Annotated in this window: 15 protein-coding genes; all 15 read left to right on the top strand. The window is 46.0% G+C overall.

Features of this window, described 5'->3' with window-relative positions:
* Positions 1–36 precede the first annotated feature (36 nt).
* Positions 37–441, top strand: a complete 405-nt coding sequence (locus T456_RS0109000; RefSeq protein ID WP_024865848.1) for a hypothetical protein — start codon at positions 37–39, stop codon at positions 439–441.
* Positions 395–832, top strand: a complete 438-nt coding sequence (locus T456_RS22435) for a hypothetical protein (RefSeq protein ID WP_155838059.1) — start codon at positions 395–397, stop codon at positions 830–832. The genes T456_RS0109000 and T456_RS22435 overlap by 47 nt, the downstream gene beginning before the upstream one ends.
* 245 nt (positions 833–1,077) lie before the next feature.
* Positions 1,078–1,677, top strand: coding sequence for an aminotransferase class I/II-fold pyridoxal phosphate-dependent enzyme (locus T456_RS24315; protein WP_330369717.1), 600 nt, complete (start codon positions 1,078–1,080; stop codon positions 1,675–1,677).
* A complete protein-coding gene (locus tag T456_RS24310; RefSeq protein ID WP_330369716.1) occupies positions 1,628–2,269 on the top strand; it encodes an aminotransferase class I/II-fold pyridoxal phosphate-dependent enzyme in 642 nt (213 codons plus the stop codon). Before T456_RS24315 ends, T456_RS24310 begins: the two co-directional genes overlap by 50 nt.
* Positions 2,270–2,396: 127 nt before the next feature.
* On the top strand, positions 2,397–3,083 hold the full coding sequence (locus tag T456_RS0108985; protein WP_024865846.1) for a phosphatase PAP2 family protein: 687 nt from the start codon (positions 2,397–2,399) through the stop codon (positions 3,081–3,083).
* Between the two features lie 83 nt (positions 3,084–3,166).
* The gene (locus T456_RS22430; RefSeq protein ID WP_155838058.1) at positions 3,167–3,319 is read left to right on the top strand and encodes a hypothetical protein; all 153 of its coding nucleotides are present in this window, start codon (positions 3,167–3,169) and stop codon (positions 3,317–3,319) included.
* A gap of 40 nt (positions 3,320–3,359) precedes the next feature.
* Positions 3,360–3,491, top strand: a complete 132-nt coding sequence (locus tag T456_RS23065; RefSeq protein ID WP_242835904.1) for a UPF0236 family protein — start codon at positions 3,360–3,362, stop codon at positions 3,489–3,491.
* Between the two features lies 1 nt (position 3,492).
* Positions 3,493–4,641, top strand: a complete 1,149-nt coding sequence (locus T456_RS19655) for an ISLre2 family transposase (RefSeq protein WP_051465006.1) — start codon at positions 3,493–3,495, stop codon at positions 4,639–4,641.
* Positions 4,642–4,967: 326 nt separating this feature from the next.
* Positions 4,968–5,525 carry a DUF6465 family protein gene (locus tag T456_RS0108975; protein ID WP_024865845.1) on the top strand — a complete coding sequence of 186 codons (558 nt, stop codon included), beginning with the start codon at positions 4,968–4,970 and terminating at the stop codon, positions 5,523–5,525.
* Between the two features lie 450 nt (positions 5,526–5,975).
* Positions 5,976–6,578, top strand: a complete 603-nt coding sequence (locus T456_RS23060; protein WP_242835902.1) for a PfkB family carbohydrate kinase — start codon at positions 5,976–5,978, stop codon at positions 6,576–6,578.
* Between the two features lie 3,643 nt (positions 6,579–10,221).
* Positions 10,222–10,353, top strand: a complete 132-nt coding sequence (locus T456_RS24305) for a flagellar biosynthesis anti-sigma factor FlgM (protein WP_081749044.1) — start codon at positions 10,222–10,224, stop codon at positions 10,351–10,353.
* A gap of 778 nt (positions 10,354–11,131) precedes the next feature.
* Positions 11,132–11,314: a flagellar basal body protein gene (locus T456_RS21270; protein ID WP_024865843.1), complete on the top strand. Its 183-nt coding sequence runs from the start codon at positions 11,132–11,134 to the stop codon at positions 11,312–11,314.
* 343 nt (positions 11,315–11,657) lie between these two features.
* The gene (locus tag T456_RS21265; RefSeq protein WP_024865842.1) at positions 11,658–11,921 is read left to right on the top strand and encodes a FlgK family flagellar hook-associated protein; all 264 of its coding nucleotides are present in this window, start codon (positions 11,658–11,660) and stop codon (positions 11,919–11,921) included.
* Positions 11,890–12,192 carry a hypothetical protein gene (locus T456_RS21260; protein WP_024865841.1) on the top strand — a complete coding sequence of 101 codons (303 nt, stop codon included), beginning with the start codon at positions 11,890–11,892 and terminating at the stop codon, positions 12,190–12,192. The genes T456_RS21265 and T456_RS21260 overlap by 32 nt, the downstream gene beginning before the upstream one ends.
* 180 nt (positions 12,193–12,372) lie before the next feature.
* Positions 12,373–12,627: a hypothetical protein gene (locus T456_RS0108905; RefSeq protein WP_024865840.1), complete on the top strand. Its 255-nt coding sequence runs from the start codon at positions 12,373–12,375 to the stop codon at positions 12,625–12,627.
* Positions 12,628–12,640: the final 13 nt, after the last annotated feature.

Genomic DNA, 12,640 nt, shown 5'->3' with positions numbered 1-12,640 from the left:
CGTTCAAAGCGCATTATCACATTTTAGGAGCTATATATGATATTAGAAGATTTACGTAAGGAGCAACTTCGCTTAGAGTCTCTTCTAATGTCCGCGAAGAAGGACATGGAACAGGCTCCGCAAGGAAGCCTTAGGATTACTCACACGGATGGAAGAGTAAGATTTCGCCATAGAGAAAATACACAGGATCGCTCCGGCATCTACATTCCCAAAGACAAGCTATCAATAGCCAAAGCCCTGGCGCAGAAGGCCTATGCCGGCAAATTCATAAAGACGATCGCGCCAAAACTGGACATGATCAGCGAGCTGATAAAGGAATATGAAATCAACTCATCCCAAGCGGTCTTCGAAGCTCAAAAACGAGATCAGGCAGCAGCTGACAACGCCTTACATAATGAGCGACGAAGAATTCGTCCAAAAGTGGCTCGCCATTCCTTATGAGCCAAATCTCAAGCACCCAGAGAACAAGGATCAGACCACAGCCAATGGAGAGAAGGTTCGCTCAAAATCAGAGGTCATTATCGCAGACAATCTTAAGATTCTGGGTATTCCATACAAGTACGAAGCACCACTCACGCTTCCCAACAACATCACTATCTACCCGGATTTCACCTGCCTGAATGTCAAACGCAGAAAGGTCATTTATTATGAGCACTTCGGCCGGATGGGGGATCCTGAATACCGGGACAGGGATTTCTTCTGGAAGCTTAGGCAATATGAGTCCGCAGGTATCATCCAAGGGAAAAAACTCATCATGACCTTCGAAGACGAAGACCATCATTTTGATTTCTCATCATACAAAAACACAATAGAAGAGCACCTATTAAAATAGAATATATCAAAGCAGACAATTCATAATCATCCCGCGTCGCCATTCATCTAACCACTCCCCGATTCACATGCCACTTTAATGATGTAAACTGTTAAACATTGTGCTATAATCATACAGATACATGACTAAGCCTGCGCATCACAGGAAGACACAGCACCGGCCACCCGGAGACAACTGCCGGGGCGGTAACTTACTGCCACACCTGCGATCCGCAGCCTATACTATAAATAATCCGGAGGAGCACAATGATTAACGAAACCTATAAGAACATGCTTGGCGCAAAATCCGTGATCCGCGAACTGTCTGAATATGCTACAGCCCGCGGCAAGGAAATAGGATATGAAAACGTCTTTGACTTCAGCCTCGGAAATCCCAGTGTTGAAGTGCCAAAGTCCTTTACGGATGAGATGATAAGACTGCTTCAGGAAGAGGACACCATGACACTTCATGGATACACCCCCAGCCTTGGCAACCCATTATATAAGGAAAAGATAGCAGAGTCTCTGAATAGACGTTTTGACATGAACTACGGACCGGAGCATATCTTCCCCACAACAGGAGCGGCCGGCGCCATCTCCCACGCAGTTCGCGCGGTGACAAAGCCCGGAGATGAGGTGCTTACATTTGCGCCCTACTTCCCTGAGTACGGCCCGTACATTACAGGCGCAGGCCTTAAGCTTTCCGTGGTTCCTGCTGATACAGAGACTTTCCAGATCAACTTCGACAAGTTCCTGGAGATGCTGAATCCCAATGTCATGGCGGTTCTTATCAATACTCCAAACAACCCGTCAGGCGTTGCATATTCAACGGAGACCCTCAAAAAAGCTGGCAGCGATCCTAACTGACAAATCTCAGGATTACGGACATGCCATTTTCCTGCTTTCCGACGAGCCCTACAGAGAGATTGTATTCAAAGGCGCAGACGCACCCTACGTTTCCAAGTTTTACGACAACACCTTGAGCTGCTATTCCTTCTCCAAGTCCCTGTCACTTCCCGGAGAAAGAATCGGCTACGTCGCTGTAAATCCCGCCTGCGAGGGCGCTGATGTCATAGTTCCCATGTGCGGCCAGATTTCCAGAGGCACCGGCCACAACTGCCCGCCGTCCATCATTCAGCAGGCAGTGGCTGCAGTTTGCAATGAGACCGCAGACTTGTCAGTATACGAGACCAACATGAACATCATTTACGATACCCTGATCGACCTTGGTTTCACTGTGGTCAGGCCCGGCGGAACCTTCTACATCATGCCCAAGGCTCTCGAAGAGAGCTCCATCGAGTTCTGTAAAAAAGCCAAGGACTACGACCTGATTTTCGTGCCCACCGATGGATTCGGAGCCCCCGGCTTCTTCCGCATGGCTTACTGCATCGATACGGAAAAAGTGGAGCGTGCCATGGTTCAGCTCCGCAAATTCGTGAGCGAAGTATACGGCAGGTAACAATTTCGCTGTAGATAAACAGAGGCCAAGACCGTATACGCAGGGCAAACACATAGGATTGCAAGCTCCTACCAGCAATCCTAAATTCATATACAAAGAAAATCATATAAATATAGAGGGAAAAGAAATGGAAACAAAAATCAAAAATTACATCAGGCCATTGGCACTTCTTGCGATAACCGTAATTTTCTCAGTGCTGGCCACAGTCGTTGACCGCCAGGCCATCGGCCCCGACAATACAGTAGTTGGCTTTGCAAGCCTCAACGGCGCTTTCGCCGGAAGGTTCGGCTACAACAGCCTTTTCGACACCATCTCCGATGTGGCAATGGTGGTTGCTTTTGCAGTAGTGGCATCTTTTGCAATACTGGGCATCTACAAGCTCATCAGGGAAAAGAGCCTTAGCAAGGTTGGAAAGGTCATCATCGGCCTGGGAATTCTTTATGTCGTAGTGGCAGTCATCTATGTTGTCTTCGGCAAGATTCCCATCAACTACAGACCCGTGCTTCAGCCCGGAGAAACAGAGCTTGAAACATCCTATCCTTCAACTCATACACTTATAATCTGCAGCGTCCTGGGCAGTGCAATCCCTGCATGGAAAAGACTCATCAAGAATCCCACAGTCTTCAAAGTGCTGAAGATTGCTGCATTTGCAGTGATAGTAGTCGGCGTAGCCGCCAGATTGTTTGCCGGTGTGCATTGGCTGACCGATATTTTCGCAGGAATACTGTTCTCGCTGACACTGATAACCTTTTTATACCGCATGGAGCTTGGATTAATTTTGATATCGGCTCAGGCTAGCGTAAAGTTTTTGTAGGATTAATTGAAAAAGGGGATTTCCTTCGTGATATAGTTATTTACGGTGTCCAAGCCAAAATAACCAAACGGAGGAGTCCCCTTGTGTTAAATAGTATACAGCATTTTATTGAGAATGGAGTACCAAATCTTCAGAAGGCATCAAAAGATTTTTCAGAGGATCCGAGAGACTTTGCAGGTTTCATATACAAGGTCAGGAATGAAGCGCTTCAGATGGCGTTGGATTACATTTTCTGAAACCCTTACAACCTGCAACCAGATATTAAAAGACAGTCCTGTGAGAAAGGAAAGATGGGAAGTGGTAAGGACTGACGAGAAGTCTCTTATCACCTCAATTGGAAAGGTTATGTTTTCCAAGACACTGTTTAAGAACAAGGTGACTGGAGAACGCAGATATCTACTGGGATGACATGCTTTCATTTGACCCTCATGAAAGGATGTCAGAAGATGCCATAGCACAGCTCTTATCAGAGAGCGTTCAGACCTCTTATCGTAAAGGTGGACAAGCAGCAAGCATCCTTGATGAGGTCAGCAAAGAGACTGTAAAGGATAAGATACATGCTCTCGAGTTCCCCAAGGAACAGAAAAGAAGAGGCAGAAAACGCAAGGTTGAGTATCTGTATATAGAGGCTGATGAAGATCATGTGTCGCTTCAGTTCCAGAAGGAAAAGGGGGATCTCCAGGTCAACCAGTATGGAAGAAAACTCAATGGAATGATAAACAAGCTTATCTATGTTCATGAGGGCATTGAAAAGGATGCTCCCAAGAGTACAAGACATCACCTTGTTAATGCCCATTTCTTCTGTGGTTCTTATGAAGGCAAAGCAAACAGTGAACTCTGGGATGAAGTCTACACATATATTGACAACAACTATGACATAAGCAGCATAAAGAGGATATACCTAGGAGCAGATGGTGGAGCCTGGATTAAGGCTGGGGGAAAAAGGATAAGTGGCATCACATATGTGATGGACGAGTTCCACCTCAAAAAATACCTGATAAAGATGACAAACCATTTGATGGATAGTGCTGATGATGCCAGAAAGCTTCTCTGTGAAATGATCAAGGATGGAAGTAAGGAAGATTTCCTGTCTGTGGTAGATATGCTTGAATATCATGCCTCAAACGACAAGGAAATGAAACGTGTGCAAGAAGGCGCTGATTATATACTTGATAACTGGTCTGCAGCCAAGACAAGGCTTAGATACAGGAGGATTCCTGGATGTAGTACTGAAGGTCATGTCAGTCATGTCCTGTCAAAAAGAATGAGCATGACTCCAATGGGCTGGAGTCGAAAAGGCGCTGATAAGATGGCAAGACTCAGTGCCTATACATGGAACAAAAGGGATATGCTGGAACTTGTGCGTTACCAGAAGACAGTAATGCCTAAGGCTGCTGGGGCAGAAGAAGTAGAGACTGTAGTAGCGCATGTAAGAGAAAAACAGTATTCCCATCCGGCGTGGGGAAAGTATGTCGATAGCATACAGGTAGAGCTTAGTTCAGAGCTGAAGAAGTGGATGAGCATCGGAATGCATAACTACATCTGGAAACTGTTCTAAAAGGAAGCCAGAGGCTGACGCCTCTGCCTTTGAATAAAGTGCGCCAGAGCGCACACCTATCCTTGATCTGCTTGACTACAGACCAAGGATTAGAATGACAGCCTTGAACTGTCCTCCAACCAGGCGCTATAATGAGTAAGGTTTGAACATCTGAACTGATCACAGGGGCAATCTACCCTTTCGAATCCTACAGTAAATTTACGCCGTCTCGGCTCAGAGAATGCGTTGACAAGGGAAGTTAATGAGTGTAAACTCTATTCCGTAATCACTTTATTGTTTTAACGAGTTACATAAATCCAATGTGATTTTGAGGAGGAAAACAAGAAATGGCTGAGATTAAAAAGACAGAGGTAGCTAAGCCTGTTGCAACTATTAAGACCCCCGTTGCTGCAGAAGCTAAGGCTGCAGCACCCGTAGTAAAGGCAGAAGAGAAGAAGGCTGAGGTTAAGGCAGAGGCTAAGAAGGCTACAGCAGCTAAGAAAGCTCCCGCCAAGAAGGCAGCACCTGCTAAGAAGGCAGCTCCCGCTAAGAAGGCAGAGCCTAAGAAGGAAGAAGTTAAAAAGGAAGAAGTTAAAAAGGCAGAGGCTAAGAAGCCTGCAGCTAAGAAGGCTACAGCAGCTAAGAAAGCTCCCGCTAAGAAGGCAGCACCTGCTAAGAAGGCAGCAGCTCCCAAGGAAGCAGCAGTTACAGCTAACATCGAGCTTCAGTATTCATACAAGCACATCTCTTATGACGAGCTTGTTCAGAACGCTAAGAACAACTACCAGTATGAGATGGGTGGAAACGTAGATGAGATCACAAAGCTCAGCATCTATGTAAAGCCTGAGGAAGACGCTGCATACTATGTTGTGAACGACAAGGTACAGGGCAGAATCGGTCTTTGATCTTTCAAATAATATAATTGCTCAAACGTATATCAGACAGGCGTGGCCACTCGGTCGCGCCTGTTTTTTGTTGCACAAGACCGGCAAGCGAATGGATGCTTGCATACAAATTCATTTGCCGGTCGTAAGGACATGGAGCACGAAGTGCGGAATGTCTGTGTGCAGAATCGAGTAGGAGTCAGCCTACTCGATTGCACAAGACCGGAAAATATGATGCCAAGACCGTTCATAGCGATCATTAAAAAGTATCTGGAAACTTTCAGGAAAGCAAAACCTGATAGAAAGACCCTGGGTAAACTGAATGAGTGTGTTCAAGATATTCCACAATGAAGCAAATGTAAGCTCTTACACATGAATATCCTATATTATAAGATGAGAGTACAAAAGACTTTCGACAATGTGTCGATGGAAGCCACAGTATTTTTTCACCGGAATAAAGGGGGACCTGCCATGTGTGAGAGTAAATTCGATCTGCTGACCTTTGGAGAGATCATGCTCAGACTTTCTCCGCCCAATTATGAGCGCATGACCAGAGGAGATATTTTTGACAAAAGAGCCGGCGGCTCCGAGTTTAATGTTGCTTCGGGCGTTGCACTTCTGGGACTGAGAACCGGCGTGATCTCAAGGATTCCCCGGAACGCTCTGGGGACTTTCATCAAGAACAGGATCAGGTTCGAGGGAGTATCCGACGACTACCTTATATATGATGATTCCGATGATGCAAGGCTTGGCATCTACTATTATGAAAACGGTGCGGCACCAAGAAAGCCTTCAATTGTCTATGACAGAAAAAACTCATCCATCACCAGGATCTCCCTGGATGAACTGCCACAGAGCATGTTCACTTCCACGAGGATGTTCCACACCAGCGGAATAACCCTGGCCCTTAACAGGAACACCTGCGAAGTGACCACTGAGATGATAAGACGGTTCAAGGAGGGGGGAGCCACTGTTTCTTTGACTGCAACTACAGGGCGAACTCTGGAGCGAAGAAGAGGCCAGGGCAGCCATAAAGAAAATTCTGCCGTACGTGGACGTTCTCTTTGTGTCTGAGGAGACTTCGAGGCGCATGATGCAGAAGGAGGAAACTCTGGCGGACATCATGAAGAGGCTACACCACCGAGTATCCCATCAAGGTGGTTTGCACGACTCAGCGTGAGGTCATAAGTCCCAGGAAGCACAACTTTACGTCAACCCATCTACGATGCCGCGCAGGATAAGCTTTTCACTGAGGAGCCCTACAAAGACATCGATGTCATCGACAGGATTGGCTCCGGGGATGCCTATGTTTCCGCGTTTATACGGACTTCTTAAATACAAATGATGTTGAGAGCTCTGGAATACGCAATGCCACATCCAGTGTGGAAGAACACGATCCGGGAGATCTTCCGCCAGCGACCTGAATGAGATCGACGGGTATTATCAGAAACCACAAGGCTACGGGACCGGTTAGTGAAACTAAACAGGTAGGTTAATAGCTATAAAAGCGGCAGCTGCGATTTATACTCGCAGCTGCCGCTTTTGTGCAATAATTCTTTAGAAATCTTAAGAAATTATTGACGGTAAAATCTTAAGATTTGTCTGTTATTCTGTTTAAGTCTGCTCCGATCGGAGCAACCGCTGCCAATCCCACTTGCGGAATCACCAACCAAAGATTGACACCACCCTATTGAATGGGGCATTACAATAATGATACCAGGAGGAATATGACAAGAACATTTATACAGACCAATGAGTTTTCAAATAATTGGGACAGGCTTGGGTTTGATGATGAGGATCTACGCTGGTTTAGAGAATGAATAATGAGGATCCGAAAAGTATCCTGTTATTAAAGGCACCGGTAGCCTTAGGAAAGCTCGGATAGCTATGAATAACAGAGGAAAAAGTAAAAGTGCGCGAGTATGCTATGTTGATTTTTCTAATTGCAGAAACGGTTATATTTATGATAACTGTATATGGGAAGAATGAAAAAGATAATCTTTCTATGCAGGAAAGGCGTGATATCAAAAGATGATTGAGCATTGGAGAAATCTGGGAGGTAAACGAGGATGAATAAGAAGAGTGTTTATGCAAGTATAATGACGGGACTCAATGAAGCAATTGAGGATTCTGTAAGCGAAAGCCTATTCTGAAGCGCCATAAAGTAGTTTGTGGAACCAATTAAGACATATGCAGCTGATGATGTAAAACGCATACGAAATACTACGGGAATGTCCAGAAGATATTTGCCAGTTACCTTTGGCGTGTCATGCAAAACTGTCGAGGCCTGGGAGCCGGGACAAATAAGCCTTCGGGAATTGCCAGTCGTTTTTAATGATGATGGAAATGGATAAGGACCTGGTGATTAAATTCCCTTTTGTCAGCAATGCGGTAACGAAGTAACAGGAATATATTAGTTGCAATTTATAATTAGTTTTATTTGGAAAAGACATAACACTCCCCACCACTCATGATATTAAGGCTTGAATGGTGGGGAGTGTTTTTAAATTCCTTTTACATTTTGTGTTGATGATAATTATGGCTGGTATAGACTGATTCTCAGATTTGCGTAATTGGATATATGCTGAGGACTTACAAGATTTCGATGATTTCCGGCAACGGCACTTCCGACGCATTTGTCTGTTATGGAGTTTTGCGTCGGTGATATTTGCGAAATAATGTAAAGATTCACGAAACACAACGCTATCACGGATAATCAAGTGCTCAAACAGGCTATTTGTCGATATAGCGTCAAGTTTTTGGGATATTTTACCGACTCAATCAGCTTGTAGAATGCTTTGCGTCGGAGAGGACTCAATTCACATATCCTCGGCATACAGCGCCTAATCACTTCCAACCACAGAAAAAAACAATTCTCATTTGTACAATAGAAACACTTTTGTAAATAGGGCGTTTTTTTAATTAAGAAATCCGTGTAAATAAGCATATGGTTGAAGATAATGACACATCGGTTTACAGTGCGGCAAGGTCTACCTGCTGGACGGTGCCAACGCCACCGCTCTCTTCAGGAAGATGCCGGAGGAGCGGGTCACGCCGGTGACTCTGAAATCAGCAGCCCCTGCGCGATAAGACCACCTGCGCCTGCGTCGCAAGACCTGATTCCGTCGAATCCGCCAAGGCGCATTAACGCCGCCAATCCGCCGAAGTGACTAAACTGCGTTTTCGGCGCTGCAAGATAGATGGCGCCTACGTCGGCTTCCTTGAGGCTAAGCAGTGTATCGGTGGCCGTCCTTCGCCCCGGAGCCAGACACGGAGCTGATCGTGATTTCGTCGCTTCATCGATCCAGCCGTTACCGTCGCCATCGTACCGCGAAGGTCCTCGAAGCCGTTGCCCGCTCTTTGTTCCAAAGAGCTCCGATCCGTCCCGATCCTGCCGTCGCCGTTTCGGTCATAAGCAAGGAATCCGCTGCCGGCGCCAAGGTTTGAGACTTTCTCATCAACGCCGTCGCAGTCCAGGTCAAAGTAGAAGGACTGGTCGCTGATGTGGGTCACCCCTGAATCAACATTGATCACCAGTGGGATCGATGAGGTTAACCGCAGAGCTCATGCTAATGCCGGCCATATTCGCACAGGCGCCTGGACATTGAGAACTGACCCCGAAGTCAATGACCCGCCCGTCTTCAGTGAGGGCAGTGCCGCTTCCTGAAAAGGGTGGTGGACTCTCCTCCAATGTGGACCGCAGTTATCGGTGGTAGTACGGACAAAGGAGCCGCACTCAGCATATTAGCGGTGTGGTTTCCCAGGGTACCGCCTGATAGCCTCGTTTGCTCCTGCCTTCCGTCAAGGAACTGCAAGCGCCTCAGGATCCGCTCCAGGAGCGTTGCCCGAAGATTGGCGATCTGTTCCTCCCAAAGCGATTCCACGGGAGGAAGAGGTAATCGGACTTTGAGGGTTTCAGCGACGTGGTAGCTTTCAACTGCTAAGGGGCAGATCACCCCGGCCGGTTTCTGTGATATCGACAGAATCCAGCTTTTTTTCCTGGTCTATCAGAACTGTCCATAAAGGGAACCGCCCGGTCAGCCACTCGCTTTGGATGGTCACGGTGTTTCTCCTCATAGTAGGTCCGGTTGGAGACCGCAGATTTACGTTACTTTGTGCAATTTTCATGGTACCTCCTTATCTTTCTGCGAAGGTCCATGGCACAAAAAAATGAACCTTCACGTATGATGAAGATTTCTCATCCATGAAGATCCATGCTTTCCCTAGCTGTCAGAATATATATCGGCACAGCTCTTTTTCCTCATGACATCAAAATGAAAAGACTAAATATTCTGACATTTTAATCCGGATGTTCAGAGCCAAGACTCGAAAACGCGAAGCCACAAAATCTTAAAAAAAAATAAAAAATGCTCTAAAGTTTTTCAAGAAAGGGTCGATATATTTAACGACGGAACGAATGGGCAGAATGAAAAAGCCCGGAATTGTAAGGAAACAAGCGTAACTGATAACATTTTAATATACGCCCTGAAAGTTTTTTTGATCATTATTTAAGGCCCGAAGGTTTTGGGGAAAACTTTTCGGAAAAAGCTAAAGTAATGAAGACATCTACCGATAAATGTAGTAGAAAAACAAAAATCTTCCAGGGAAGGAGGAAAAAGATAATGCGAATAGAAGCATACAGTCAGGTTCAGCAGATTTACTCAAACAGCAAAATAAGCAAACCACAAGGCAGCAAAGAAGAACCGGTGGATGTAACATGATACAGTATCGTTCTCTTCGATTGGAAAAGATATCCAGGTTTGCCAAACAGGCTGTGAACAATGCACCCGACATCAGGGAAGATAAGGTTGCATCGTTAAAAGCTGCTATTAAAAATGGTAGCTTATGATGTGAGTGGAGAGGCTTTTGCTGATAAAGATTACTGGCAAAAACGACGAGCTTTTCTAAAGCAGCATCAATTTAAATACAGGAGGATCGATCTCAGTGGCCTAGTTTAGTCGAGAATCCTGGTTGAATACTTGACCAGGAATGCACATTAATACGAGAAATTACTGGGATTATCGAGCCGCAAAGACAACCATTATCATCAAAAGGTGATCCTTGAGGCACTTGCAAGAAAATCACGGAATGAGGAGCAGTGCATAATCGGCGGTATCCAGGGGCTGAGAAACAGCGCGAAACAGCCATGAAGGATATTGCGAATGTACTTAACAAGGATGTTAATTCATTGAAACTGACCGAGCTGATCCAGATATTGGAACAAAAGACCTGTGGATCAGAAGAAACTGGCATTCCAACGCGATAGGCTCGTTGGCGTTGCGGACAATGTCAGACGTGTAAACGGACAGAACCAGCAGTTACTGGAAAGTTCCTTAGAGATGGTTCAGTTCGAAATGAACATCATCCAGGCGGCTAAAAATGGCTCCACAGACGGCGAATTACTCAAGAGCTGCAGGCACTACAGGCGAATGTTTAGGTTACACATCGGGCGGGTTTGATGCAAAGCAGTAACGTACCACTTTCAAAGTGGTACGGATGCATGTAGATAATCCACCCGGGTGAATACCGTAGAATCGCGGTAGTGTCTTTTTTTTATACCCATTTTTAGCGGGAGCGCAGCGGAGCAATCCGCATCGCGCACTTTATATATAGGAGGAACCATCAACATGTCACTCATGGCCAACTTATATGTGGGAGCTTCAGGACTGACGGTTTCCCAGAACGCCCTGAACACCACGGCCCACAACATGGCGAACCTTGATACCACAGGTTATACAAGGCAGCAGGTTTCCCAGGGAACCAGGGCATATCAGACCATAGAAAGAAAAATACAACACCATCGCCCTTAAGCAGATAGGAACCGGGCGTTAACTACAATAATTGTAAGCAGGTAAGAAGCACCTTCCTGGATCTCTCCTACAGGACAGAGACCGGAAGAGGTGCCTTTTATGATGTTTCCCTGAAGGCCATTGAGGAGATTGAGGATCAGCTGCAGGAGCTTAACGGATCGGAATTCGCCCAGTCCATGAATAACCTCTGGGTTTCCGTTCAGGAGCTGGCAAAAGATCCGTGCTCAGCCGTTACACAGAGTTCCTTCGTAACAAAGAGCAAACGAGTTTTTGACAAGAGCTAAGAGCGTATACGACGGACTTACCGATTACCAGGAGAACCTTGATTCCACGGTAAAAGGATATGGTGGATAACATCAACAAGTACGGCGACAGAATACAGCAGCTCAATCATGACATTGTTGACATTGAGTCCGGCAAACAGGAAAAGGCCAACGACCTTCGAGATGAGAGAAACCTCCTTCTTGATAAGCTGGCTGAATACGGAAGAATAGATTATCAGGAAGACACTTTCGGAAATGTGCTGGTTCTTTTTGAAAGGATCATCATTTGTAACTTCCGATCATGTCAACCATATGGCAATAGATACAACTTTATCGGAAGATGACGGCGGAACAGCTGCCGGTTATGCAACACCTTACTGGGAATACGCAGCAGTTACAGAGATCAAGCCCAACGGAACAAAAGAAGTTGTTTTTCTATCAAGGGTGCGCATGTTTTTTGACCTGTCACAGCCTGTGTCAACAGTTACCAACACCGACATCGGCAAGCTTAAATCAGTGCGCTCCTTGCAAGAGGTGATCACCAGGCAACCTACCATGACATCATGGAGGATCCTCAGCACTACAGCGATAGGATTTCCCAGTCAGTCATCATGAATATTCAGGCCGAGTTTGACAACATGGTACACAACATGATGACAGGCCATCAACGACATCATGACCATGGCAAGAGAGTAATCCCGCAACACTGGATCCCACAAAGGGCGCCGCTTTCCGATTTTACCCTCTTTGTTTGCGCCAACCCCACAGACAGACTTATCTACAACATAGGTAAGGATGAGGGCGGGCAATGTTAAGTATCCGGCAGGTGAGATCCCCACAGGCTTCACCATCAAGAACTCCCAGGTGAACCCGCTGATGATCCAGGAGCCTACTCTCTTCACCTTCAGAACAATAGACGGAAGCGAAGACAACGCAACAACCACTAAGATCAAAGAAGCTTTTACAAAAGAGACATATGTGCTCAACCCCAACGTCCACCACCAAGAACAGCTTCATTACCTATTACAACAGCCTGGTTTCCACAGGTAGCCAACTCCGGTGA

It is taken from the genome of Butyrivibrio sp. FCS014, from assembly GCF_000526935.1.
GTDB lineage: Bacteria > Bacillota > Clostridia > Lachnospirales > Lachnospiraceae > Butyrivibrio.
The sequence above is the reverse complement of the archived record's forward strand: the minus strand, read 5'-3'. Positions and strand labels throughout refer to the sequence as shown.

What these genes read in the sequence shown, in the direction of transcription:
- T456_RS0109000 (WP_024865848.1), top strand. Translation starts at nt 37, where the DNA reads ATGATATTAGAAGATTTACGTAAGGAGCAACTTCGCTTAGAGTCTCTT.
- T456_RS22435 (WP_155838059.1), top strand. Translation starts at nt 395, where the DNA reads ATGAGCGACGAAGAATTCGTCCAAAAGTGGCTCGCCATTCCTTATGAG.
- T456_RS24315 (WP_330369717.1), top strand. Translation starts at nt 1,078, where the DNA reads ATGATTAACGAAACCTATAAGAACATGCTTGGCGCAAAATCCGTGATC.
- T456_RS0108985 (WP_024865846.1), top strand. Translation starts at nt 2,397, where the DNA reads ATGGAAACAAAAATCAAAAATTACATCAGGCCATTGGCACTTCTTGCG.
- T456_RS19655 (WP_051465006.1), top strand. Translation starts at nt 3,493, where the DNA reads ATGCTTTCATTTGACCCTCATGAAAGGATGTCAGAAGATGCCATAGCA.
- T456_RS0108975 (WP_024865845.1), top strand. Translation starts at nt 4,968, where the DNA reads ATGGCTGAGATTAAAAAGACAGAGGTAGCTAAGCCTGTTGCAACTATT.
- T456_RS23060 (WP_242835902.1), top strand. Translation starts at nt 5,976, where the DNA reads ATGTGTGAGAGTAAATTCGATCTGCTGACCTTTGGAGAGATCATGCTC.
- T456_RS24305 (WP_081749044.1), top strand. Translation starts at nt 10,222, where the DNA reads ATGATACAGTATCGTTCTCTTCGATTGGAAAAGATATCCAGGTTTGCC.
- T456_RS21270 (WP_024865843.1), top strand. Translation starts at nt 11,132, where the DNA reads ATGTCACTCATGGCCAACTTATATGTGGGAGCTTCAGGACTGACGGTT.
- T456_RS21265 (WP_024865842.1), top strand. Translation starts at nt 11,658, where the DNA reads ATGGTGGATAACATCAACAAGTACGGCGACAGAATACAGCAGCTCAAT.
- T456_RS21260 (WP_024865841.1), top strand. Translation starts at nt 11,890, where the DNA reads ATGGCAATAGATACAACTTTATCGGAAGATGACGGCGGAACAGCTGCC.
- T456_RS0108905 (WP_024865840.1), top strand. Translation starts at nt 12,373, where the DNA reads ATGAGGGCGGGCAATGTTAAGTATCCGGCAGGTGAGATCCCCACAGGC.